Origin of the sequence: Mesorhizobium sp. B1-1-5, assembly GCF_006443065.1 — a bacterium.
In the GTDB taxonomy this organism is placed as follows: domain Bacteria; phylum Pseudomonadota; class Alphaproteobacteria; order Rhizobiales; family Rhizobiaceae; genus Mesorhizobium.
Genome location: NZ_VFWS01000047.1, coordinates 12,582 through 36,057, shown reverse-complemented (window position 1 = coordinate 36,057; position 23,476 = coordinate 12,582). Strand labels below are relative to the sequence as shown.

Annotated in this window: 18 protein-coding genes; 9 read left to right on the top strand and 9 right to left on the bottom strand. The window is 64.3% G+C overall.

The genetic code is table 11. From position 1 onward, the window contains the following. Positions 1–2,687: Ig-like domain-containing protein (locus FJ980_RS16185; RefSeq protein WP_181181224.1), on the bottom strand; the 2,687-nt coding region annotated here is incomplete at its 3' end. Positions 2,688–3,011: 324 nt separating this feature from the next. Between FJ980_RS16185 and FJ980_RS16180 the strand changes: the two genes are divergently transcribed. After that, positions 3,012–3,962: a transglutaminase-like cysteine peptidase gene (locus FJ980_RS16180; RefSeq protein WP_140544370.1), complete on the top strand. Its 951-nt coding sequence runs from the start codon at positions 3,012–3,014 to the stop codon at positions 3,960–3,962. 76 nt (positions 3,963–4,038) lie between these two features. Here FJ980_RS16180 and FJ980_RS16175 read toward each other — a convergent pair whose 3' ends face one another. Genes FJ980_RS16175 through FJ980_RS16160 form a run of 4 tightly spaced genes read right to left on the bottom strand, consistent with a single transcriptional unit; the run spans position 4,039 to position 9,534 of the window. Beyond that, a complete protein-coding gene (locus tag FJ980_RS16175; RefSeq protein WP_140544368.1) occupies positions 4,039–4,680 on the bottom strand; it encodes a ribbon-helix-helix domain-containing protein in 642 nt (213 codons plus the stop codon). Then, positions 4,670–5,959, bottom strand: coding sequence for an HlyD family type I secretion periplasmic adaptor subunit (locus FJ980_RS16170; RefSeq protein WP_140544366.1), 1,290 nt, complete (start codon positions 5,957–5,959; stop codon positions 4,670–4,672). Before FJ980_RS16170 ends, FJ980_RS16175 begins: the two co-directional genes overlap by 11 nt. 15 nt (positions 5,960–5,974) lie before the next feature. Beyond that, positions 5,975–8,107 (bottom strand): type I secretion system permease/ATPase, encoded by a 2,133-nt coding sequence (locus FJ980_RS16165; protein WP_140544364.1) that lies wholly within the window; start codon positions 8,105–8,107, stop codon positions 5,975–5,977. A 38-nt stretch (positions 8,108–8,145) separates the two neighbouring features. After that, a complete protein-coding gene (locus FJ980_RS16160) occupies positions 8,146–9,534 on the bottom strand; it encodes a TolC family protein (RefSeq protein WP_224544394.1) in 1,389 nt (462 codons plus the stop codon). A 471-nt stretch (positions 9,535–10,005) separates the two neighbouring features. Between FJ980_RS16160 and FJ980_RS16155 the strand changes: the two genes are divergently transcribed. From FJ980_RS16155 to FJ980_RS16145, 3 genes are all read left to right on the top strand, one after another. After that, positions 10,006–11,346: an NAD(P)H-dependent oxidoreductase gene (locus tag FJ980_RS16155; RefSeq protein WP_140544360.1), complete on the top strand. Its 1,341-nt coding sequence runs from the start codon at positions 10,006–10,008 to the stop codon at positions 11,344–11,346. Positions 11,347–11,453: 107 nt separating this feature from the next. Further along, the gene (locus FJ980_RS16150; protein ID WP_140544358.1) at positions 11,454–11,696 is read left to right on the top strand and encodes a type II toxin-antitoxin system VapB family antitoxin; all 243 of its coding nucleotides are present in this window, start codon (positions 11,454–11,456) and stop codon (positions 11,694–11,696) included. Further along, positions 11,697–12,089: a type II toxin-antitoxin system VapC family toxin gene (locus FJ980_RS16145; RefSeq protein ID WP_140544356.1), complete on the top strand. Its 393-nt coding sequence runs from the start codon at positions 11,697–11,699 to the stop codon at positions 12,087–12,089. Between the two features lie 12 nt (positions 12,090–12,101). Here FJ980_RS16145 and proC read toward each other — a convergent pair whose 3' ends face one another. The 3 genes from proC to FJ980_RS16130 form a co-directional block, all read right to left on the bottom strand. Next, entirely contained in the window at positions 12,102–12,917 is an 816-nt protein-coding gene (proC, locus tag FJ980_RS16140; RefSeq protein ID WP_140544354.1) for a pyrroline-5-carboxylate reductase, read from the bottom strand. Between the two features lie 83 nt (positions 12,918–13,000). Continuing rightward, complete coding sequence (locus FJ980_RS16135; RefSeq protein ID WP_140544352.1) at positions 13,001–14,320, bottom strand: O-antigen ligase; 1,320 nt, start codon at positions 14,318–14,320, stop codon at positions 13,001–13,003. After that, positions 14,289–15,287 (bottom strand): glycosyltransferase, encoded by a 999-nt coding sequence (locus FJ980_RS16130; protein WP_140544350.1) that lies wholly within the window; start codon positions 15,285–15,287, stop codon positions 14,289–14,291. The genes FJ980_RS16135 and FJ980_RS16130 overlap by 32 nt, the downstream gene beginning before the upstream one ends. Before the next feature lie 169 nt (positions 15,288–15,456). Between FJ980_RS16130 and FJ980_RS16125 the strand changes: the two genes are divergently transcribed. From FJ980_RS16125 to FJ980_RS16115, 3 genes are read left to right on the top strand one after another with little or no spacing between them, the layout of a single operon-like run. Then, on the top strand, positions 15,457–16,629 hold the full coding sequence (locus FJ980_RS16125; protein ID WP_140544348.1) for a glycosyltransferase family 4 protein: 1,173 nt from the start codon (positions 15,457–15,459) through the stop codon (positions 16,627–16,629). Further along, positions 16,626–17,420, top strand: a complete 795-nt coding sequence (locus FJ980_RS16120) for a WecB/TagA/CpsF family glycosyltransferase (RefSeq protein ID WP_140544346.1) — start codon at positions 16,626–16,628, stop codon at positions 17,418–17,420. The genes FJ980_RS16125 and FJ980_RS16120 overlap by 4 nt, the downstream gene beginning before the upstream one ends. Continuing rightward, positions 17,417–18,343, top strand: a complete 927-nt coding sequence (locus tag FJ980_RS16115; protein ID WP_140544344.1) for a DUF6492 family protein — start codon at positions 17,417–17,419, stop codon at positions 18,341–18,343. Before FJ980_RS16120 ends, FJ980_RS16115 begins: the two co-directional genes overlap by 4 nt. 3 nt (positions 18,344–18,346) lie before the next feature. Here the strand turns inward: FJ980_RS16115 and FJ980_RS16110 are convergent, their stop codons facing one another. After that, complete coding sequence (locus FJ980_RS16110) at positions 18,347–19,642, bottom strand: lipopolysaccharide biosynthesis protein (protein ID WP_140544342.1); 1,296 nt, start codon at positions 19,640–19,642, stop codon at positions 18,347–18,349. Positions 19,643–19,841: 199 nt separating this feature from the next. Between FJ980_RS16110 and FJ980_RS16105 the strand changes: the two genes are divergently transcribed. Together FJ980_RS16105 and folD are read left to right on the top strand one after the other, a co-directional pair. Beyond that, the gene (locus FJ980_RS16105; protein WP_140544340.1) at positions 19,842–22,337 is read left to right on the top strand and encodes a GumC family protein; all 2,496 of its coding nucleotides are present in this window, start codon (positions 19,842–19,844) and stop codon (positions 22,335–22,337) included. Between the two features lie 218 nt (positions 22,338–22,555). Next, complete coding sequence (gene folD, locus FJ980_RS16100; protein ID WP_140544338.1) at positions 22,556–23,455, top strand: bifunctional methylenetetrahydrofolate dehydrogenase/methenyltetrahydrofolate cyclohydrolase FolD; 900 nt, start codon at positions 22,556–22,558, stop codon at positions 23,453–23,455. Positions 23,456–23,476 lie beyond the last annotated feature (21 nt).

Sequence of the window (23,476 nt, the reverse complement as noted above, 5' to 3'; positions counted from 1 at the left end):
ACCTGCGCGCCCGCCGTCTCGTCAACCGACAGCGTCGCACTCGCGCCGGCAACCGCCGTCACCTTCGGGCCGTCGTCATTGACTTTGACCGTCAGCGAGGCGCTGGCCTGGTCATTGTCGCTGTCGGTGACCGTCACCGCGAAGTGCTCGCCGGTCGCCTGATCCGCCGCCCCCGTCTTGGTGGGGTCGGCGTTCGTCACGTTGTGGGCCAGCGTGTAGCTGTAGCTGTAGACGCCGCCGCTGACCGTCACGATTAGATCGCCATTGGTGCCGAGCACCGTGCCGCCGCTCGTCACGTTGATCAGGTTGCCGTCCTTGTCTGCGATCTCCAGCTTCTGCAGCGTGTCGCCGCCCGTGGTGATGTTGAACGTGCCGGTCGTCGTCTCCGAATTGTCCGTATTCGGGGCCGGATCGGCCAGCTCGCCGGTGCCGGTCGGCAGGCCCTTCTCGTCGACCACCGCCTGCGCATCGACGGCGGGAGTGCCGCCGGTCGGCGTCACCGTGATCGTCGGTGTCGAGTCGGTCACCAGCGTGATCGTCGCCGTCGCTTCGGACTTGTCTCCGTCGCCGTCCGTGATCGTGTACTTGAAGCTGACCGGAGCATCTTCGCCCGTGGCGGGCGTATAGGTGAACGTCCCATTGCCGTTGTTCGTCAGCGTGCCCGTGCCGCCCGTCAAGCTGCCCGCGACTAGCGTCACCGTGCTCGCCTGCGCTCCGTCCGCGCCACCGACATCGTTGCCGAACACGTCGATCGTGACCGGTGCGTTCTCCGTCGTCTGCGTGGCAACGTCGTTCACCGCATGCGGCCCGTCGTCGTTGACCTTGACCGTCAGCGAGGCGCTGGCCTGGTCGCCGTCGCTGTCGGTGACCGTCACTGCGAAGTGCTCGCCGGTCGCCTGGTCCGCCGCCCCGGTCTTGGTGGGGTCGGCGTTCGTCACGTTGTGGGCCAGCGTGTAGCTGTAGCTGTAGACGCCGCCGCTGACCGTCACGATTAGATCGCCATTGGTGCCGTGCACCGTGCCGCCGCCTGTCACGTTGACGAGGTTGCCGTCCTTGTCCGCGATCTCCAGCTTCTGCAGCGTGTCGCCGCCCGTGCTGATGTTGAACGCGCCGGTCGTCGTCTCCGAATTGTCCGTATTCGGGGCCGGATCGGCCAGTTCGCCGGTGCCGGTCGGCAGGCCCTTCTCGTCGACCACCGCCTGCGCATCGACCGCAGGCTCACCACCGGTCGGCGTCACGGTGATGGTCGGTGTCGAGTCGGTCTGCAGCGTGATCGTCACGGTCGCCGTCGACGTATCGCCGTCGCCGTCCTTGATGGTGTAGTCGAACGTCACCGTTCCCTGTTCACCTGTGCCAGGCGTGTAGGTGAAGGTTCCGTCATTGTTGTAGGTCAGGCTTCCCGTTGCCGGGCTCGCGCCGTTCTGCGGAGCCGTGTGCGTCACACCGCTCCAGTCGACGCCGTCGGCGCCCGCCGTGTCGTTCGCCTTGACGTCGACCGCGACCGCTGCGTTCTCCGTCACTTGCGTGGCGCTGTCGTTCACCGCCGTCGGCACGTCGTCGACGATCTCGACGGACAGGGTTCCCGGAAGCGAGACGTCGCCGTCGCTGTCGGTGACGATGACCGTTATGTTGTCGAAGATGGAATCGGTGCCAGTGCCGGAATGCTGCGCGCTATGCTCCAGCGTGTAGGTGTAGCTCACCTGGCCGGTCGCGGCGTCGTAGCCGTTGATGGTCAAGTTGCCGAGCGGCGTCGTGATGGTGACCGGCGCAGATGCGCTGTTGGCAAGGGCTGCGCCCGAGATCGCCTGGCCGTTGATGTTCACCGAGCCGATGCCGTCGGGCGAGTTGATGGTGAACGTGCCGGTGTTGATCTCCGACTGGTCGGTGTTGGCGGCGGGATCCTGCGCCTCGCCCGAACCCTCCGATCCTGAGCTTTCCGGCAGACCCTTCTCGTTGACGGTGGTGTCGCCGCCGCTGGTCGACGGCGTCAGGTCGAGGATCGTCGGCGTCGAATCGGGCAGCAATCCCGGAAACAGTTCGCGATGGTCCGGCTGGCCGAACGCCAGGTCCGTCGGCGGCAGCAGCGACGTCAGGCCGAAGCCGTCGCCGATGCCGCCTGCGGGATGTTCGAAATTGCCGCCCGCGCTGCCCGGCGAGCCGTTGCCGCCGGCCGAGATCGAGCCGTCGGCGCCGAAGGCGACATCGACATGGCTGGCCTCGAGCGCGGCGATCAGGGCCACGCGCGGCACCTCGACGTCGCCGAGGATGAAGGTCGGCACATTCAGCGCGGCGTCCTTGATGACGATCTGGGATCCGTCGGGCTGCGTGAGGACGAGATCGTGTCCGTCGACCTTGATGTTGTCGATCGACACGCTGGCCGGAAGCTTCACGACGTTGCCGGCCTCGACGTGATATTCATGCGGGGTATTGCCTGCCGCTGCATTTGCCGCCGGTGCGTTCGCGGGGGCAGGAGCCTTGGCGTCGGCCGCCGGCTGGTTGGCTGCCGGCGCATTGGCCGCGCCCTGGGCCGGCGCGCCGCTGCCGACATCGACCGGCACCGGCTCGCTCGCCGCCTGGACGGCGGTCGCCTGCGCGACCTGCACACCCGTCGAGATATGATTTTCACCAGCGCTGGTGTGCTCGTCCCAGGAATTTGAAACGGCGTCGAATTCGATATTGATCGTCATAGCTAAAGCCCCTCCGGCATTTCCCGGAAAGAGACATGTCAGCCCCCGGCTTTGCAACAGACGTTCAATCTATTTCATATATTCGAATATGTAGAGAATCGCATTTTTTATACTTGGTAAATTGCGATGATATATCTGGATATGCATGACCTTAAGGAGGGTGGGAGTGACCGCGTCGCACGCCTCCCGTCTTGGTAAATGGAAGTATAATTTTGAATAAAATTTGATGCAAAACAGAATAGAGCGATTCGCGGAAACTTACCCACCTTCCTTTCCGATAATTTGAGACAAGATTGGTAGCGTCCGCAGTCAAAGGTGGGCGTTATGAAAATACAAAAAGCAGCCCCGACAGGGTTCAAGGTTCTCTTGCTGGCGATCGGCCTTGCCGCTCAGGCAGATCCATCGTCGGCAAGCGCGAATTCGGGCGCGGTTCCGGTCTTGCAAAAGGTGCTTGCGCCGGCAAGCCTCGGCGGCGTTTCGCTGGCCCGGCCGCTGCCCTGGCAGCCGGCTTCCGCGTACCGGATCGCGGACGTTTCCGTGGGCTACACGCCGGCAGTGCCTTACGAGGTTGAAGCGCGCTCGAGCGTCAAGGCCGATCCCGGCATCGACCCGATCCAGACCGCCGCGATCATCCCCGGCGTCTTCGGCTCGGTCGCCTTGTCGATGCGCAACTTTCCGGTCGCGGCGCGCTGGGCTCCTGTCTACAAGGCCATCGTCGATTGCACCGCCGGCAGCGTCTGCGACCGCGAGAGCCCGGCTTTCGCCGAGATCGTCAAGATTGCCGGCGACAAGGGCTTTCGCGACAAGCTGTCCTTCGTCAACAGCAGCATCAACCGCCTGATCGCTTATCGCAAGGACAGCGTCGTCTATGGCAAGCTCGACTATTGGGCGAAGCCTTCGGAAATCCTCGAGCATCGCGCCGGCGATTGCGAGGATTTCGCCATATTGAAGATGGCGGCGTTGCTCAGGGCCGGCATCCCTGCGCAGAGCATGTCGCTGGTGGTGCTCCAGGATCGCCGCCGCAAGTTCTTCCATGCCGTCCTGTCGGTGAGCACGGGAAGCGGCGCCTTCATCCTCGACAGTCTCGGCAACGCCGTCCTGCGCGACAGCGATCTGCCCGACTACGTTCCGCTCTATTCCTTCAGCACCGATCGCGCCTGGATCCATGGGTCGAAGTCCGGCGCGCAGGTCGCCGACATCGCCGGCGGCTTCGCCACGGTCGCGCCGGGCGAAGGATCGCCGGAACCATCAGTGGCTTCGAGCCTGAGGCAGTAGTTTCGAGCGGTTCAGCGCCTCGCGGGACGCTCTGTGTCTTCGCGCAGCCCGGACAGTTCCAGAGGAATGCGTAGCTCTACCCGTTGTAGACGAAGGCCATCAGCAGCTCCGGCTCGGTGACGGGCGCGCGCACGGCGCTGAGCTGGCCGCGATAGCGGCGCTCGCCCGCGCCGATGACGAAGCCGCTGGTGACGGGCGTTTCCCCATTGGCGTCGAGCCGGGCGAAGATATCGGGAACGTTGAGATCGAGCGCCAGCTTCAGGTCCTGGCGCCCATCCTCGCCGGGCGCGCTCGGCAACTGACGCCTCACCAGTTGCTGGAACGGCGCGTTGAAGGCCAGGATCTTCTTCGACGAAGACAGCGCGAAGGCGGGCGAGGGGCAGGCGACCAGGATCGCGTTGATCGTGCGGATCGAAGCGAGCTTGCGCAATTCCATGCTTTCCTCGGCAAGGCCTCGCATGCAGGCGACGCGGATCGCCGAGGTGAGATTGCCCTGGTCGGGATGGTGTTCGGCGATCTCCTCGACCAGCATGCCGATCGTGCATTTGCGGCTTTCGGCCATCTGTTTCAGCGACACCCAGAAGGCGCGCTCCAGCCGGATGCCGCGACGCACGCCGCCGCGCGCCACGACCCGGAATTCGGGGCCGAAATCCTCGGCCGCGAGCAACGGCAGCAGCCTCTCGCGCGACGTGTCCGGATGGATGGCGCTATCGCTCACTCATTGCCTCCTGACGCGCCTTGTTGATGGGCTTCAAAAGATAGTTGAGGATCGTCTTGCGTCCGGTCTTGATGTCGACCGAGCAGATCATGCCGGGGATGATCGAATAGGTCTTACCGTTCCTTGTAAGCGTCGATTTGTCGGTGGCGACCCGCACCTGGTAATAGGGCTCGCCCGTCTTCTGGTCGACGAGGCTGTCGGCGGTTATGTTGGAGACCTTGCCCTCGATGCCGCCGAAGATCGAGAAATCGTAGGCGGTAACCTTGATCAACGCTTCCTGGTTCGGCTGGATGAAGGCGACGTCGCGCGGCGAAACCCTGGCCTCGACCAGCAGCGTCTCGGAGGTCGGCACGATGCCGGCCACCACCGCGCCCGGCTGCACGAAGGCGCCGAGCGTGTTGACGTCAAGCGTGTTGACGATGCCGTCGACCGGCGAACGGATGTCGGTGCGCGCCACCTTGTCGGTGGCGCCGCGGATGGTTTCGTCGACCACGGACAGATCGGCGAGCGCCTGCGTCAGGTCGCTCAATGCCTCCTGCTGCAATTGCAGGCCCAATTCATTCACCTGAAGCTGCGCCTCGGTGATTGCTCCCTGGCCCTTCTTGATGGTCTCGCCGGCAAGGGTCAGCTGTCCGCGAAGGTCGGTCTGTTCGCGCTCGACACGGATCTGTTCGGTTCTGGCCATCAGGCCCTTCTTGACCATGGGTTCGACCAACGCCGCTTCCTGGTCGGTGACGGCAAGGCTCTTGGACAGGCGGTCGGCATTGGCGGTGGCCTCGTCCAGTTCCTTCTCGCGCTGGTCGAGGCGCGATTTGAGAACCGACAGCTTGACCTCGAAATTGTCGCGGCGCGCCACAAGCAGCTTCTGCTCGTTGTCGCAGATCTCCGGCGCGACCTTCTGGATTTCCGCCGGGCAGGGAAACGACCCTTCGACACTGCCGCTCTGCTCGAACTGCAGCCTGGCGATGCGCGCCTGCAGCGCTCGCGCCTTGGCCTTCTCTTCGCCAAGGCTCGACGTGTTGCCTGAATTGTCGAGGCGGATGATGAGGTCGTTCTTCTTGACCGTCTGGCCGATCTGGACGGCGATCTCCTGCACCACGCCCGGTTCGCTGGCCTGGATGATCTGCGTCTTCGAAGCAGGTATCACCTTGCCGTCGCCGCGCGCGATCTCGTCGACCTCGGCGAACGACGCCCAAGCCGTGAAGCACACGAACAGCGCCCCGACGATGTAGACGGACGCCGAGGCGAAAAATGGTGGCCGGTCTTCCCTTGCTAGCATGTCCATACGTTCCGGTCAGGCATTTGCCTTCTGCAGCGCCTGAATGACTTGTTCCTTCGGCCCGTCGGCGACGACGCGGCCCTGGTCGATGACGATGAGGCGGTCGGCAAGCTCAAGCATGCTGTAGCGGTGGGTCGACACGATCAGCGTCGTGCTGCGGTCGAACGCCACCTTGAGCTGCTTGATCAACTGCCGCTCGGAGGCGAGATCCATCGAACCCGACGGCTCGTCCAGGAAGACGATCTTCGGTTTGGTCAAAAGCAGCCGCGCGATCGCCACGGCCTGCCTTTGCCCGCCCGACAGATTGGTGCCGCGCTCGCCGACATTCATGTCGTAGCCGCGCGGATGCCGCGAGACGAACTCGTCGACGCCGGCGGCCTTCGCCGCATCGATGATCTCCTCGTCCGTCGCTCCCGGCGCCGCCATCAGGAGGTTCTCCTTGATGGTTCCCGAGAACAGGTCCCCGGCCTGCGCGACGATGCCGACCGCGGCGCGGACCTCCGAGGGGTGGTATTGGCGGATGTCGATGCCGTCGAGCAGCAGCTCCCCCGACGTCGGCAGGAACAGCCGGCCGATCAGCCGCCCCATCGTGGTCTTACCGGAGCCGATGCGGCCGATGATGCCGACCCGCTCGCCGGGCTTGACCGCGATGTTGAGCCCGCTCAGAACCTCGTTTTCCGTACCCGGATAGGCGAAGCCGACATTCCTGAAGACCAGCGCGCCGCTGCGGATCGGCCGGTTGACGAAGCCGACCGTGTCGGGGCGGTCCTCCGGTTGCGACATGATCGTGTTGATGATCTTGAGCGACAGCATCGCCTGTCGGAACCGGGCAAGCGTGATGGCAATCTGGCCGAGCGGCGCCACGGCGCGGCCGGCGAGCATCACGGTGCCGATGATGGCGCCGGTCGATACTTGGCCTTCCGAGAACGCATAGGCGCCGGCCACGACCAGGGCGACCGTCACGAATTGCTGGATGGCGCCGGTGATGTTGCCCGCCGCCGCCGAGAGCTCCTTGATTTTTTCCGACGTGTTGGCCGCGTTCTTCGAGTGCTCGCCCCATTTGCGCAGCAGGTAGGCTTCGGCGCGCAGCGACTTGATCGTCTCCAGCGTCGAGATGGATTCCACCAGCAGGGCCTGGCGTTGCGACGCCTCGTTCATCGATGCCGCGACCCGCTTGCCGATCCGCCGCTGCGTGATCAGCCCGACAATGACGGAGATGACGAAGGCCAGCGCCGGTATCACCACCAGCCAGCCGCCGATGGCGTAGATGACAGCCAGAAAGACGAAGACGAAGATCGTGTCGATGAAGACGCTGATCGTGTTCGAGGTGAAGAACTCGCGCACGAACTCGTATTGCGTGACGCGGTTTGCGTATTCGCCCGTCGACCCGGGCCGCGCCGAAAGCGAGGAATTCAGCACTTTCTCGAACAGCAGGTAGGAAATCCGCAGGTCCGCCTTGCGACCGGCATAGTCGATCAGCGATGCCCTGGCCGTCTTCAGCAGCAGGTCGAACAGGATCGCCGCGCCGATGCCGAGCGCCAGCACCCACAGCGTCGAGATTGCCTTGTTGGGCAGGATGCGGTCGTAGACGTTCATCGTGAAGATCGGCGAGGCGATCGCCAGCAGGTTGATGAACATCGCCGACAGCACCACTTTCGAATAGGTGCGCCAGAACGCCCCCATTGTGCCGGTCAGCCAGTGGCGCCTTTCGATCCGCGCGGCGGTGCCGACCGTCATCTCCTCGGCCTGGTTGGCATAGGTGATCGAGAAGGACGTGCCGCCGCTGATATAGCTTTCGGCGAGTTCCGATCTGTCGATCGTGGTGCGGCCGTTTTCCTGCGGCGCCGTCAGATATTGCCCGCCCTCGATCTCCGCCAGGAGGGCGATCGGCAATTGGCTGACGCGAAAGACGATGGCCGGAAGATCGAAGCGGCCGCGCAGGAAATCGCGATGGCTGAAATTCTGGACCTCCAGGCCGATGCGCTCGGCCAGATGGCGGATCTCGTCCGGCTCGATGCGCGTCTCTGAAATCGGCACGCCGGCGAACAGCACCGTTTCCGCGCTCGGCCTGCCGAGATAGGCCGCCACAGCGCAGAAGCAGGCTTTGAAAGCCTCCTTGGGCGATAGGATATTAGGTTGCTGGTTCACGATCCGCCCCGAAGGACCGAAGATCGACGCTACATCGGCTACTTTTTCCTGACCGGCGCGAGGATGTCGAACGGCAGATCGTTCTTCTGCTCCGACGGCGTCCGCGCATAGGTCTCGGTATCGGCCGTAGCCGGCACACCGAATTCCTCACGGGCGTAGGCCGCGGCCTGCTTGGCCGGTTGGATGTTGAGCGTCTTCAGCAATTCCCCGGTTGCGGCCAGCAGCCGGTATTCCGCGAACAGCGACGCGTAGGACGACGTGTCGGCCAGCGTCGCGGTGTTGAAGCGCGTGTTCTGGGCATCGAGCACATCGAGCAGCGAGCGCTGCCCGACCTTGAACTGCTCGCGATAGGAGGCGACCAGCTTTTCATTGGTGGCTGCCTGCTGCCGCAGCGTCTTTGCCAGCTCCGCCTGGCGGAAGCGGCGGTCCCATGAGGTCCGGACGGCTTCCTCGATCTCGCGCAGCACCTGGTGCAGCGCAAGGCGCTGCTCGCTGGTGCGGCGAATCTGTTCCTGTTCGTTGGCCTTGTCGATGCCGCCGCGATAGAGGTTCCAGCGCAGCACCACCCGGGCCTGCAGATCGCTTGCGTCGCCATTGTCGCCGTCGATGTCATACCCGCCCCGGGCAACACCCTCGGCGGTAATCGTCGGGCCGTATTTCGCGCGCGCCGCGTCGACCAGCGAAGCGGCGGCGTCGATGTCGCTGTTGGCCATATGGACGCGCGGGTTGTTCTGCCTGGCGAGCCCGATCGCATCGTCCAACGACCGCGGCAGGGCGGCTGCGACATCGGCCGGCCGCGAGGCGTTGGTCAGCGGCTTGCCGACATTCTTGAAGAAGCGGATCTTGGCCGCCTCGAGTTCTTCGGTCGCTTCCTGCATCCGCGCCTTGGCGGCATAAAGGCGTTCCTCGGCCTGCTGCCGGTCGGCATCGTTGAGCGCGCCGCCCGCGATGCCTTGCCTGATATCGCTGAGGATGGACTGATGGAAGCCGAGGTTCTTCTTGGCTTCGACCACGATCGAAGCCTGCAGCATGTATTCCAGATAATCCTGGACGACCGCGAGGCCGATGAACTCGGACCGTTCCAGAACCCTGAAGGAAGCTCCATCGACCCGCGAGGCCTGGCGGTTCAGTTCCGCCCGCCTTGCGCCGCTGTCATAAAGCGTCTGCGAGACGGTGAGGTCGGCCTCGTTCGGATAGAGAGCTTTGTGATCCTCGTCGAGCGCGCGCCGCGTGTCGTTGTCCAGGCGGCGAACGCCGGTCGATGCTTCCAGGTCGACGCTGGGAAGGTAAAGGCCTTTGGCCTGTCGCAGCTCGAATTCGATCGCTTCGCGGTTTTCGATCGCCTGTCCAATCTCCGGATTGGACTCCACGGCGACGGCGACAGCTTCTTTGAGTGTGAGTGCGCTGGCACTACCACAAGCCAACATTGACACCGTGACAGCAAGCGCAACGCGCCAGCCGACGGTAATTTTACCCGTCCTGGTCATTTCTACCCCGTGACTATCCCCGCGCCATTATTTTTTTATTGGCGCTTATTTGCCCAAGCCTGCCACCGGACCTTTCAGCCAGTATCTATCAAATTTTTCGGGGCCGTGAGCATATAATGGATTAGACACCCGCTAAAATTGCGATTTCCGGCATTAGGGTTAAAACCTGTAGCAAAAATGGCACAGAAACGGGGCGCGCTCGTCGGGACTCTCCCAGTTCAAAGCGCGCTGTGATGGTTATGGTCTGAAAGAAACGGCGAATCGTGCAGCGGCCATGCACAAGCTCCCGCGAAATCTGCTCAGGCCTTGCAAAGCATGCGCAAGAAAACGCCATTTCAGCCTGGTTTGATTGGCAAACGCGGATCGTTCCCTGTATTGCCGGCCGGAGCAAAAAGCCGTGGATTTTGTTGCATGACCAATATCGCCCTGACCGGGCTTGCCCGCGATCTCGCCCGACGCGCCGCCGAGGGCAGGCCGGTCCGCATCGGCGTCATTGGCTCCGGCGAGATGGGGACCGATCTGGTGACGCAGGGCATGCTGATGCCTGGTATTTCGATCGCGGCCATCTCAACGCGCCGCCCGCACACTGCCCGTGAGGCGATCCGCATCGCCTATGGCGACGAGGCGATGGCCGCCGAGGCCGAGACCGGCTCCGGGGTCACCCGGGCGATCGAGAGCGGCAGGATCGCCATCACCTCGAACGAGATGCTGGTCACCAATCCGCTGATCGACGTCGTCATCGACGCTACCGGAAAACCTGGCGTCGCCGCCGATTTCGACCTGATGGCGATGGAGCACGGCAAGCATCTGGTGATGATGAATGTCGAGGCCGACGTGACCATCGGCTGCTACCTGAAACAGCAGGCAGACCGGCTGGGTGTCGTCTATTCGGTCGGCGCGGGCGACGAGCCGTCAAGCTGCATGGAACTGATCGAATTCGCCTCGGCGCTTGGGCTAGGCGTCGTCGCGGCCGGCAAGGGCAAGAACAATCCGCTCAACCACGACGCGGTTCCCGACGACTACCGGGAAGAGGCGGCGCGCCGCAACATGAACCCGCGCATGCTGGTCGAGTTCGTCGACGGCTCGAAGACCATGGTCGAGATGTGCGCCATTGCCAACGCCACCGGCTTGGTTCCGGATGTTCCAGGCATGCACGGCCCCAGGGCCGATCGCGATCAGCTGGCCAAGGTGCTGATCCCGAAAGAGCATGGCGGCCTCCTGTCGAGAAAAGGCGTCGTCGACTACACGATCGGCAAGGGCGTGGCGCCCGGCGTCTTCGTCATCGTCGAGGCGATGCATCCGCGCGTCGTCGAACGCATGGACGATCTCCATGTCGGCCAAGGCCCTTATTACGGCCTGTTCCGGCCCTATCACCTGACTTCGCTGGAGGTGCCGCTCACCGCCGCCCGTATCATGCTCTACGGCAAGCCCGACATGGTGCCTCTGTCGAGGCCGGTGGCGGAAGTCTGCGCGGTCGCCAAGCGCGACCTTGCCGCCGGGGAGACCCTGGATGCGATCGGCGAGACTTGTTACCGCTCCTGGACCATGACCGTCGGCGATGCCCGCGCCGTCCGCGCCGTGCCGGTCGGCTTGCTCGAAGGCGGCAAGGTGCTGAAGCCGGTGAAGAAGGGCGCGTTGTTGACTGATGACAATGCCGTGCCGGACCGGACGACGAGACTTTACGCCCTGCGCCGGCTGCAGGATGATATGCTCTACGGAGCCAAGATCGGTTCGCCAGCCCTGTTGGGCTGAGCCGCTCCTATTTGCGCAGCTCCGCCTGGCGGCCGGGTAGCAAGAATGCGGCTGCTGGCATTGTCATGACAGTCGCGCTATATTGTCATGACGGATTGGAGGCAGCGATGAATCTTCAGATCAGGGATCCGCGGGCAAGAGAACTCGCCCGCCAGCTTGCCGAAAAACGAAACGTTTCGATGACCGAGGCGGTAATCGAGGCGCTCGAATCTGAACTGCAGCGGCACCGCAAACAGGCGCCGTTGGCCGAACGGCTTGCCACCATCTCCCGAAATTTCAAATCCAAGGCCGGCGGAGGCGGAAAGACGTTGAGCAAGGATGAGGTCGATGAGATGTGGGGACATTCCTGAATGTTCATCGATACCTTGGTCGTCGTCGCCATCCTGGCGGGCGAGGAGGACGCAGCCGAATGGAGCGGCCGGATAGAGTTGGCGTCCCGGCGCATAACATCTCCGCTGGTCATACTCGAAGCAGCGATGCGGCTTTCATCGATGCTCGCCGTCCAGCCGGTTGTTGCCGAAGCGGCGATAGAAGCATTTCTGCAGGAGGCTGAGGTGGAAGTCGTGCCGATCGAAAGTAGCGATGCAAAGCTCGCGATCCAGGCTTTTTCCGACTATGGCAAGGGTCGCGGCCATCCGGCCCAGCTCAACCTCGCCGACTGCCTGTCGTATGCCTCGGCAAAAAGTCGAGGCATGCCTTTGCTCTATAAGGGCAATGATTTTTCCCACACCGACCTTGCGTGATGCGGATGGTCGTTATTTCCCCAGCTCTATCGACCTCAGCCGCGCTGCTTCCACGGCTTCGGTGACGAGCTTCGTCAGGCGGTCGCCGCCCATCAGCACGGCAAGCGCCGCGGCGGTCGTGCCGTTGGGGCTGGTCACCTGCTGGCGCAGCACACCCGGCTCCTCGTCGCTTTCGGCGGCGAGCGAGGCGGCGCCGAAGACGGTCTGCATGGCAAGCAGCTTGGCGGTTTCGGTGGGAAGGCCGGCCTTCTCGGCCGCGATCGTCAGCGCCTCGATGAAGTGGAAGATATAGGCCGGGCCTGACCCGGAGACGGCCGTCACGGCGTCCATGAGCCCTTCGTCGTCGATCGTCGTCACGACGCCGCTCGCCGAGAGCAGTTCGGCAACGAAGCGGCGGACGTCGTCGGAGACCAGCGGGTTGGAGAATACCACCATCATGCCCTTGCCGATCGCCGCCGGCGTGTTCGGCATACAGCGGATGACCGGCGCGAGCTCGCCCAGAATCTCTTCGAAAGTGGCGACCGGCGTGCCGGCGGCGATGGAGAGAAAGCTGGTCCTGCCATCGCCGAAGCGCTTGTACTGCGCCGTCACCTCGCGGATCACCTGCGGCTTTACCGCAATGACGACGATATCGGGCACGGCATCGGCCGGAATGCCGGCGGCGTCGGCGGCCGCACGGCAGCCCAAATGTTCGGCGCGCTGGCGCAGTTCGGCATTGGGCTCGACCACGAACACCGCCGCCGGCTCGAGCTTGGCGGATTTCAACCAGCCCGAGAGCATGGCGTAACCCATATTGCCGCAACCGGCGAGAACCAGCCTGATCGTCATGAAAGCCTCCGAGAAAAGAAGGCTTCCTTAGACAATTGCGGAGCGCTGGAAAAGTCCAGTGGCGGAAGATCGACAGTCCAGGATCAGCGGGAGAGGCGAACCGGGATCGGCCGCAGCGAGACTTGTCTCAAGCCGAGCACGCCGAGCACGAAGAACAGCCAGACGGGATCGCCGCGGTGGAAGAAGAAGCTTTCCAGGAAACCGTTCAGCGCCGTGAACAGCACCACCATCATGAAGAAATCGCCGAGGAAGATGTTTTCCTTGCGCGCCGGGATGCGCATATAGTCGCGCAAAGGGGCGATCAGGAAGGTGTAGACGGCGACGCAGAGCGCCGGGATGCCCATCAGCACGGCGATGTCGAGATAGCCGTCGTGACCGTGAACGATGGTGCGGATATCCCAGGGCCGGTCGAAGGGCTGATCCTGGTTGAGCAGCAGCGGCGTCCCCCAGAAGCTTTCATAGCCGTAGCCGGTCCAGGGCTTCTTCGCCAGCATCTCGCCGGCGAACTCCCATAGCGTCGTGCGTCCGGTATAGGTGAGATCGGGGAAATAGATTGCCGCCAGATGCTTCACCGGCGCGATGAAGACGATGCCGAGCGTGCCGACGGCGGTCGCGATGATAGCCAGCGCAAACAGAATCGGCGTCCCCAGCCGCATGCCGATGAGGCTGGGCAGCACGACGATCATGATCGAGAACGGGATCAGCCCGGCGGTCGTCTTGGAGCCGGTGTGCAGCATGAAGATCATCGCCGCGCAGAAGATGCCGGCGCCCCACCAGCGCTGCCCGCGCCGGAACAGGTAGAGCCCGGCGAAGCTGAAACAGGCCATCACCGGCCCGGCGATGTTCTTGTGCGTGAAGACGCCGCGCCACAGGCCGGCATGCTCGGGCTCCTGCGACTCGGCGGTGTGCAGCGCTTCATGCGGGAAGACGATCAGGCCGATATAGGAAAGGCCGATCACCACGACGGCGGTGAAGATGACCATCCTGGCGAAGGAATCGGCATCGCGCGGCAGCACCAGGATCGTCGCCATTGTGATGATGCCGATCATGGTGAAAGAGGCGGCGCGCATCGCCACGGGCGGATCGGTGGCGAGCACCACCGACAGGCAGAAGAAGCCCAGCATCAGCGCCCAGGAAGGGCTGACCAGCGAGCGCACCACGCGCGGGTCGGCGAAGGCCAGCAGCGAGAAGATGGAGACCGCGCCGAGCGAGCCGAAGCCGAGCTGGTTGACGATGTCGCCGCGGTCGCCGATCAGTTCCGCGCCCGCCGGCTGGAAGGGCCGGAACGAGACGATGATGACGGTGAACAGGAGCGCGGCGATAGCCGTCGCCGCACCTTCCCTGGTGAAGGCGGCGCCGAGCGGCGCGCGCTCAATTCTTCTCAGGCTGCCGGTACTGCTCATTGGCATATCCGAATTCGGCGAGCACCCGGCCGAGCGCGACATAGACCGGATAGAGGCCGCTCGTCAGCGAGCGGGTGCGCGCCAGCCGGATGGCGCCGCGCAGCGGCGAGGCGGCGAGCAGCGCCAGGCTCTTCAGGAAAACCTTGAGACCGGCAAGCGGCGTGCCGGCGCGCTTCTTTTTTTCGACCAGCGTCGAGATCACGCCATTGCGCAGGCTGCGGGCGCGGATCCAGTCGGCCTCGACGCGCCGGGCAGGGACAGTTTCGTTGACTTTTGCTTCCGCGCACCAGCCGAGCACGAAGCCTTTTTGCGCGCACCGGCTGAGAAAGTCGGAATCGCCGCCGCCCATGAAATTGAACCTGAGATCGAGGAAGGGCGGTCCCATGGCCTTAAGCACGTTGCGACCGAGCAGCAGGTTGCCGGACGAATAGAGCGCCGGCACGCGGCCCGTCTCCCGATAGGGTGGCGCGAACACCGGATGCTCGGCCCATCGGGCATGCGAGACATCGGCAAAGATGGGTACCTGCGGGCCGCCGACAACGTCGGCTTCAAGTGTTTCCGCGGCGCCGCACATGCGCTCCAGCCAGTTTGGCTCGGCGATCTCGTCGTCATCGATGACCAGCAGGTGGCGAAAATTGGGAAACTGCAGGATCGCCGTCTGCCAGCCGGCATTGTAGGCGCTGCAATTGCCGCGCTCATGCGCGATGATCACCATGCCGGGCATCTCGCCGCTCTCGAACAGGGGCAGCACCGCCTTGGCTCCCTCGCGCGCCTCGGCCTCATTTTCCATGACGATGACGGCAAAGCGCCTGCCGGTCCGCTGCGCCTTGAGCGAAGCCAGCGTTTCCAGCACCTGCTTCGGCCGCTTGAAGGTCGGCAGCGTCACGACCGCCTCAACGGTCTCGGCGGCAAGCCCCGGCGACCGTCCCGCGATCGATACAGAAGCGTCGGACGGCAAAGGGAACATCCGTTTCCAGCAGCGAGGGTTTGAGCCCTCGATAGCATCGCGGTGATAACGTTTCGTTAATCACCTTCTCGCCCGTCCTTCGGAAAAGCCGGGTCTTCGGCCTTTGACAGTGCCATTTAATCAACGCTTCACCGCGTTTTGCTACCGGCTGCAGCCAAGGATAGGTGAGATGCATCTGCTGTTCGCCACATCGATCGTGCCTGATGGCGCTCTTGCCTCAGGCTACGAGATTGCCAACGCCGCGATCATCGACGCGCTGCGGCGCGCCGGCGTGCGCGTGACGGTGATCGGCTTCATCTGGCCGGGCAAGGCCCCGTCCGATCCGCAAAACACCATCGTGCTCGACGCCGTCGAGGTGCGCACCGAAAGCGCGTCGCCGCTGCAAAAGCTTGCCTGGCTGGGCAAGGCGGTTCTCTCCGGCCTTACCTTTTCCTCCGTCAAGCTGCGTGTCGTTGCCGATGCGCAAGTCCGCGACGCAATCGAACGCGCCGGTCCCTTCGACGGCTATGTCCTGAACTCGGTGCAGTTCGCCGGCGCCTTTGAGAAGGTTCTCGCCGACCGTCCATTCGTCTTCGTCGCGCACAATGTCGAGCACCGCTCGGCCGAGGAAAATGCGGCCGGGGCCGGCACTGCGCTTCAGCGCTGGATGTTCCGTCGCGAGGCCAGGCTCCTCAAGGTCATGGAAGGGCGGCTCTGCGGCGCTGCGCGCTTTGTCTTCACGCTGGCCGAGGAAGACCGCGCGGCACTTGGCGTCGCCTCCGACCGGCGCTCCGCGGTGCTGCCGCTGGTAACCCGTGCGCAGGCGCCGACAAGCAGGGCGAAGCGGCATATCGATTGCGACGCCGCGCTGATCGGCACCTGGACCTGGCAGCCGAACCGCATCGGCCTCGACTGGTTCTTGACGAAGGTCGTGCCGCATCTGAAGCCGAATTTCCGCATCAGGATTGCGGGCAATGTGCCTTCCGGCATCAGCTCGCCGCATCCCGCCGTTTCCTTCGTCGGCAGGGTTCCGGATGCGCCGGCCTTCGTGCGCGGCGCCGCCGTCATTCCCCTGATCAGCACCGCCGGCAGCGGCGTGCAGTTGAAGACCATCGAGACCTTCGAGCTTGGCCTGCCGTCCGTCGCCACCAGTCGCTCGCTGCGCGGCATCGGCTATCGTCCCGACAATTGCGTGGTGACTGACGATCCGATTGCTTTCGCGGCGGCGCTACAGGCGGCCGCGGCCAATGTCGTGGACGTCGATGGCAGCGCCTTTCATCGCCGCCAGCTCAAGGCGCTCGACGCCGCGATCGGGCTTGGCCTGGAGAAGCTCGGCGCCGCCAGGCAGGAGGCGGCCGCATGAACATGCACACCGCGCGCGCCGCTTTCGGCTTCGATACGCTCAAGACCATTTTGGGTATTCCGGTGCTTGCCATACGCTGGGACGAGGCCATCGCCTTGCTCACCAGGCTGATCGACGAGCGTCGTTTCACCAAGGTGAGCTTCCTCAACGCCCACAATGCCAACCTTGCCTGCACCGATCCGGTTTTTGCCGAGGCGCTGGAAAACTTTCTCATCCTGCCCGACGGCGTTGGCGTCGACATGGCGGCAACGCTGCTTTACGGCGCGCCTTTCCCCAGCAATCTCAACGGCACCGATTTCATTCCGGCCTTCCTGCAGGCCTCGTCGCGCCCGCTGACCGTGGCGCTGCTCGGCACCACGCGCTCCAATGCCGAAGCCGCGTCCGCGAAGCTTTCGACGCTCGCCATGCAGCACGAATTCGTCGTCATCCATGACGGTTTCTTCTCCGCCGCCGAGGAGCCGGCGATCCTCGAGCGCATCGCCAGGCTGCGGCCGGATGTGCTGCTCGTCGCCATGGGCGTGCCGCGCCAGGAATTGTGGATCGAGCGCCACATCGACAGCCGCCATTGCACGCTGCCGGTCGCCGTTGGCGCGTTGCTCGATTTCATGAGCGGTTCGGTGCCGCGCGCGCCGCTATGGCTGCGCCGGCTGCGGCTCGAATGGCTGTTCCGCCTGTGGATCGAACCCGGTCGCCTGTGGCGCCGCTATATTGTCGGCAATCCGCTCTTCCTGTGGCGCGTCGTCAAGCAGAAGCTGTCGCGCCGGCCGCTGCCGCTGGAGGCGCGCCGGTGAACAGCCGCTTCGTGCCGGACGCCTCCACTGCGGTCGAAGCGCTGCCGCGCATGCCCTTGGCTGCAATCGTCACCGCAAGCTACGCCCCCGATTTCGAGCGCTGCCGGCTTTTATGCGAAACCATCGATCGCCACGTCACCGGCGTGGCGCATCATTACATCCTTACCGAACATCGCGACGTCGCCCTGTTTCGCCAGCTGGAAAGCAGCCGCCGCAGCGTTGTCGACGAGCGGGACCTGTTGCCGCGCTGGCTGCGCGTGTTCGACGATCCGCTGAGCGGCTTCCGCCGCCGCGTCTGGCTGAGCCTGAAAACGCAGCCGCTGCGCGGCTGGCATGTGCAGCAGCTGCGCCGTATCGCCATTGCCGGGCAGGCAAAGGAAGACGTGCTCGTCTTCTGCGATTCCGACGTCGCCTTTCTGAAGCCGTTCGACGCGAACGCCTTCTGGCGCGACGGCAAGGTGCGGCTGTTCCGGCGTGACGGCGTGCTGGCGGGCGATGGACATGAGGAGCATCGCATCTGGTCGCGCAATGCCGGCGCCGCGCTCGGCATCGATCCCGCCAATCCATCGAGCCACGACTACATCTCGACGCTGATCGCCTGGCGCCGCGAGACGGTCAACGCCATGTGCGAGCGCGTCGAGAAGGTGCATGGCCGCGACTGGGTCGGCGTCGTCGGCTCGGCGCGCCGGTTCTCCGAATGCATGATCTACGGCCGCTATGTCGACGACGTGCTTCAAGGCGCAGGCCATTTCCACGGTTCGCAGGAGTTCTGCCGCGTTCATTGGAACGGCGAGCCACTGTCGGACGAGGAGTTCCGCCGCTTCGTCGACACCATGGCGCCGGAACAGGTGGCGATCGGCATGCAGTCTTTCATCGGCACAGATATCGGCCGCATCCGCCGCCTGATTGGGCTTTCCGCGTAAGGCTCAGATCGCCTTGGCCGGCCGGCGCATGGCCGAATAAGTCAGCAGCATCGAGGCGAGATAAAGCAGCAGGAAGACGATGTTGAGCGACAGGACCAGATTGGCCGTGTCGGGGATGGTGGTCAGCACATAAGTGAGCAGAACCGCCTTCAAGCCGGCGAGCAGGCCGAGATTGATCGCCCGCACCGCCGTCTGGCCGCGCGCGAAGAGAAGCTCGGCCTGATATTCGACGAGATTGCGCAGGCCGGGCACGCAGACCGCCAGCGCCACCAGCGGCGCTGCCTCGGCGACATTCCTGCCGAGCGCGTTTGGGAAGAAGTGCAGCACGATGCCGAGCGACACGAGCGCGAGCGTCGAGACCAGGAACACGCCGCCCTCGATGCCGCTCTTGACCGCCAGCCGCGACAGCAGCTCCGGCGCCCGCATCATGCGCTGCACCAGCATCATCGAGAAGGTGCGGATCGGGATCGCGGTGAGATCGACCAGCCGCATGATGATGGCGTAGATGCCGGCCAGATGCGGGCCGCCGATCGACAGCACCAGGAGCTTGTCGAACTCCATCTGAAGGTAGAACAGCACTTCGGATCCGGCGACATAGATGGAATCGGCGAGCCGCCTGAAATAAAGCTCGGCGCGCAGCCGCAGCCGCTGGCGCGGATAGAAGAAGACGAAGGCGACGATGAGCGAGGCGGCATTGGCGCCGATGTAAAACAGCGACCAGACGCCGATGCTGTGCTGCGCGCCAAGCATGAACAGGATCGCGCCGAGTGCCCTGAGCGCCGTCGCCAGGATGGCGAGCACGGCCGCCCGCCCGAACTTGCCGAGCCCGTTGTTGACGATCAGCGCCACTTCGACCGGCCGCCACAGAAGCGCTTCGGCGAAGACGACAGCGGCGAAGGCCGGCAACGGCACGGTGCCGGCGAAGAAGATCAGATAGACGACGTAGGAGGCGGCGGCGAGCAACGGCAGCGACAAGACGCTGAGAAGCAGGAAACCGGCGGTGAATGTGCCGATCAGGTTGGGGCGGATCGCGGCGGTGCGGTATAGCGCCGAAATGAAGCCGAAGGCCAGGATGCGCGACAGCATGATGCCGGCGGCCGAGGCGGTTGCGAACATGCCGAATTCGGCGATCGAAAGCGTGTTGGCCAAAGCGATGAAATAGGCCAGCGAAAACACCAGCCGACCGCCGGCGCCGCTGATCGCCGAGAAATAATCGAATACCAGTTTCCGGCGGGTGGCCACGAAGTGGCCGATCCGCGCGAAGCTCCGCCCTTGCGGCATGTCGCTGGCCTGGGTCATATCCGGGGCGATAGATAGGCTGCAAAGTTTAACGCGGCGTTCTGGCGGCCCTCCCGGCGGCCTGAAATGCGGTGAACAAGGGCGAAAACTGTGCCCGCCGAGGCGCAAAATTAACCGTTTGTTTCCTATGCCTGTTTAGCGTGGCTTAACGATTAGCCGATCCGCGCGCCCAAGCCGCCAGAGAGCAAGTTCCAGGACAATGGTCGACAGGGATAACCGTGATGACTGGAGGCGCGAGCGTTCTCTGCTGGCGCTCGGCCAAGCGATGCGTGGCGACGACAAGACGGTTTCGATCGGCGACAGGGCCAATTCTTCCTGGCGCGAGGATGCCGCCGCGCGCCATCGCGCCGCGCGTTCTGAGCGCGAAGAAAAGTTGAATCCGCGCCCCGGCGAAATCGGCGGATTTGACCACGATCAGGCGGAACCGGTCGAAACCGGGGACGACCAGGCCGCTTCGTTCGGGCAGGGCTACGGGGGCACTGCGGAAGGCCACCAACCGCATGCCGCTCCCGAACCTCGTCACACAAGCCGACCACCTGCTGCCGACGATTCCCAGGAATGGAAACCGCTGATCGACCCGGTTCAGGTGATTGGTGGCATCGCTCGCTCCAAAGCGCTGATCCTGTCCACCACCATTCTGGGCGCCGCGCTTGGCATTGCGCTGGCGCTATCGACGCCGAAGAAATACGAAGCCACGACCGAGCTAACCATCGAGCCGGGCGACCTGAAACTTGCCGACCGCGATCTCACCCAATCGGTGGGTGAGCCCGACGCGGCATTGGCCGTTGTCGAAACCCGCATCAGGATGGTCACATCAGGCAAGGTTCTTGACGAGGTCGTCAAGGAACTCAACCTCGTCAACGACCCGGAGTTCAACGGTCAGGGGTCTGGTGGCCTCGGCGTTACGTCGTTCCTGCGCTCAATGATTTCGCGGGAGGACCAGCCGGCCGGCAGCGACGAGATTCGCCGCCAGGCGCTGGCTGTCGGCAATCTGGCCGACAGCCTGTCGGTCGAGCGCACCGGCAAGACTTTTGTCATTTCCATCAGCGCCACCACGCGCAATGGCGAGAAATCGGCGGAGATAGCTAACACGACGAGAGACGTCTTCCAGCGGGAGATCGGCAACTACCAGTCAGAAATGGCCGGACGTGCGACGACCGCGCTGACGTCGAAGCTCGATGAGCTGCGCAAGGGCGTCGAGACGGCCGAACGCGACGTTGAGGATTTCAGGGCGACGCACGACCTTGTCGACGCGCAGGGCCACCTGATCAGCGACGACCAGATGTTGAAGCTCAACGAGCAGCTTTCCGTCGCCCGCGCCCGCATGCTCGAGCTGAACGCCCGCGCCGCCTCGGCACGCTCGCTGAACGTCAACTCGGTCCTCAGCGGCACGTTGCCGGAAGAGATCAACTCCAACATGATGAGCGAGCTGCGCTCGCAATATGCGGCGCTGAAGCAGGAAGCCGATCGCGCCGCGATCAAGTTCGGGCCGCGTCATCCTGAGCTGCAGGCGCTAAACGCCCAGCTTGCCGGCGCGCGCGAACGCATCACCGCCGAGCTGCAGCGCATCGCGTCCTCGCTGCAGGTCGACCTGAAGCGCTCCGTTCAGCTCGAGCAGGACTTGTCCTCGCGCCTGGCCCAGGCCAAGGTGCAGAGTGGCGATGTGAACAACAATCTTGTTTCGCTGCGCGAGCTGGAACGCGAAGCCGCCGCCAAGCGCTCGGTCTATGAGCAGTATTTGCTGCGCGCTAAGGAGACCGGCGAGCAAAAGAACGTCAATTCGGCCAACATCAACGTGCTTTCGCCGGCTCAACCGCCGCTGGAGGCCAAGGGGCCGTCGCGTGTCGTGATGGCCTTGGCGGGCCTGTTCGCGGGCCTGTTTGCCGGCATCGGCCTCGGCGCGCTGCGCGGCATCCTTGCCAGCCTGCGCGAGACGGCCAATGCACGCTCGCGTCGCGGGGCTGAAGACCGTCCTTCTGCGCTTGAGAGCAATTCCAATCGGGCCGCGCCACCGGCGCCGCCACCACTCGCCACGCCGCCGGCCTCACCTGTCGCTCCGCCGCCACCTCCGGCTTTCACACCAGCACCGGCTCCGCCTTTCACGCCGCCTCCGGCTTCATCCTTCACGCCGTCGCCGGCAGCGTCCTTCACACCGTCGCCTGCTTCACCGCCGGTTCCACCACCGGTGCAGGCGGCCGCACCGGCTCCGGTCCAATCCGTCACGCCGCCGCCGGAACCGGCCAACGATGCCGGCCGTCCCGGGCTTTTCGGCTCGCTTGCCTCGGCGGTTCGCTATTTCGTGCGGCGCGAGCCGGCTGAAACGGTCGATATGGACTCTGTCCCGCCTGAAAGCGCCTGGCGGGCGCCCACCCTGGGAGAACGCTATCCCCGGGCTCAACCATCGGCGCGGGAGAATTTCCGGCCGCCATACGAGCAGGGCTATTCCTATTCGTACCGGCCGGACCACGGCCGGACCGATCCTTACGACGATCATTATTCGGCATCGGCGGCATCCTATCATCCGCGGTCGCCGGCCGCCGGAGAGGCCGACCAGCCGTCCGCAGACCGGCCTCCCGCCGACCAGCCCCCCGCCGGCCAGCAAGGCGAGATCGATGAGATCCGCGCCAGCCTGCGCGAATTCCGCGAGGCGGTGCGTGAGCTGACCGAGAGCCGCACGCGCCGCCGCTATTTCTAAATATCCGTATTTCTGGACGGCTCGCGGTTCGATAAAAGCGGCCGGTTTCGGGTTTACGGCATCCGACGACGCTTTGACGGGATTGCCTTGTCGAATTTTCGTGAAAATGCCGCGCTGCATTCCGGCCGCAAGCGTCTCGCTTTGGCGGATCGACAATGCCGATCGGGGAAATGGGGCCGTGCATCGATGCGGCCTCGAAGCGAAGCTGAGGGTTAGTGATGGCCGAAGTGATTGATGGAAAGCGTGTCGCCGAGGACGTGGTTTCGAAGGTCAAGGCTCTGACCGCGGAGCTGTCGGCCAAAGGGGCCACCAAGCCCGGCCTTGCGGTGGTGATCGTCGGTGAAGACCCGGCGAGCCAGGTCTACGTCGCCTCGAAATCGCGCACCGCCAAGGAATGCGGCTTCCATTCGCTCCAGCATACGCTGCCGGCCGACACCACCGAGGAGCAATTGCTGAAGATCATCGGCGACCTCAACGCCGATAAGTCGATCCACGGCATCCTCGTGCAACTGCCGCTTCCAGGCCATATCGACGCCGGCAAGGTGATCCAGACGATCGCCCCGGAAAAGGATGTCGACGGCTTTCATTTCATCAATGTCGGCAAGCTCGGCACCGGCGAGCTCGACACCGCCTTCGTGCCCTGCACGCCGGCGGGCTCCATGCTGTTGATCGAGCGGGTGCGCGGTAAGGACCTTTCCGGCCTCAACGCCGTCGTCGTCGGCCGCTCCAACATCGTCGGCAAGCCGATGGCCAACCTGCTGCTCGCCGCCAACTGCACGGTCACCATTGCCCACAGCCGCACCAGGGACCTGCCGGCGCTTGCCCGCACCGCCGATATCCTGGTCGCCGCGGTCGGCCGTCCGGAGATGGTCAAGGGCGATTGGGTCAAGCCGGGCGCGACCGTCATCGACGTCGGCATCAACCGCATCCCCGCGCCTGAAAAGGGCGAAGGCAAGAGCCGCCTGGTCGGCGACGTCGCCTATGCCGAAGCGGCCAAGCTCGCGGGCGCCATCACGCCGGTGCCGGGCGGCGTCGGACCGATGACCATTGCCATGCTGATGGCGAACACTGTAGCTTCCGCCTACCTCGCGGCCGGGTTGAAGCGGCCGTCCTTCTGATTTGAGAAAGCCTCGGCATTG

Coding starts and splice junctions, on each gene's coding strand:
- folD (WP_140544338.1), top strand. CDS start 22,556: ATGGCCGAAGTGATTGATGGAAAGCGTGTCGCCGAGGACGTGGTTTCG.
- FJ980_RS16155 (WP_140544360.1), top strand. CDS start 10,006: ATGACCAATATCGCCCTGACCGGGCTTGCCCGCGATCTCGCCCGACGC.
- FJ980_RS16150 (WP_140544358.1), top strand. CDS start 11,454: ATGAATCTTCAGATCAGGGATCCGCGGGCAAGAGAACTCGCCCGCCAG.
- FJ980_RS16170 (WP_140544366.1), bottom strand. CDS start 5,959: ATGCTAGCAAGGGAAGACCGGCCACCATTTTTCGCCTCGGCGTCCGTC.
- FJ980_RS16110 (WP_140544342.1), bottom strand. CDS start 19,642: ATGACCCAGGCCAGCGACATGCCGCAAGGGCGGAGCTTCGCGCGGATC.
- FJ980_RS16120 (WP_140544346.1), top strand. CDS start 16,626: ATGAACATGCACACCGCGCGCGCCGCTTTCGGCTTCGATACGCTCAAG.
- FJ980_RS16125 (WP_140544348.1), top strand. CDS start 15,457: ATGCATCTGCTGTTCGCCACATCGATCGTGCCTGATGGCGCTCTTGCC.
- proC (WP_140544354.1), bottom strand. CDS start 12,917: ATGACGATCAGGCTGGTTCTCGCCGGTTGCGGCAATATGGGTTACGCC.
- FJ980_RS16145 (WP_140544356.1), top strand. CDS start 11,697: ATGTTCATCGATACCTTGGTCGTCGTCGCCATCCTGGCGGGCGAGGAG.
- FJ980_RS16135 (WP_140544352.1), bottom strand. CDS start 14,320: ATGAGCAGTACCGGCAGCCTGAGAAGAATTGAGCGCGCGCCGCTCGGC.
- FJ980_RS16105 (WP_140544340.1), top strand. CDS start 19,842: ATGGTCGACAGGGATAACCGTGATGACTGGAGGCGCGAGCGTTCTCTG.
- FJ980_RS16160 (WP_224544394.1), bottom strand. CDS start 9,534: ATGTTGGCTTGTGGTAGTGCCAGCGCACTCACACTCAAAGAAGCTGTC.
- FJ980_RS16180 (WP_140544370.1), top strand. CDS start 3,012: ATGAAAATACAAAAAGCAGCCCCGACAGGGTTCAAGGTTCTCTTGCTG.
- FJ980_RS16130 (WP_140544350.1), bottom strand. CDS start 15,287: ATGTTCCCTTTGCCGTCCGACGCTTCTGTATCGATCGCGGGACGGTCG.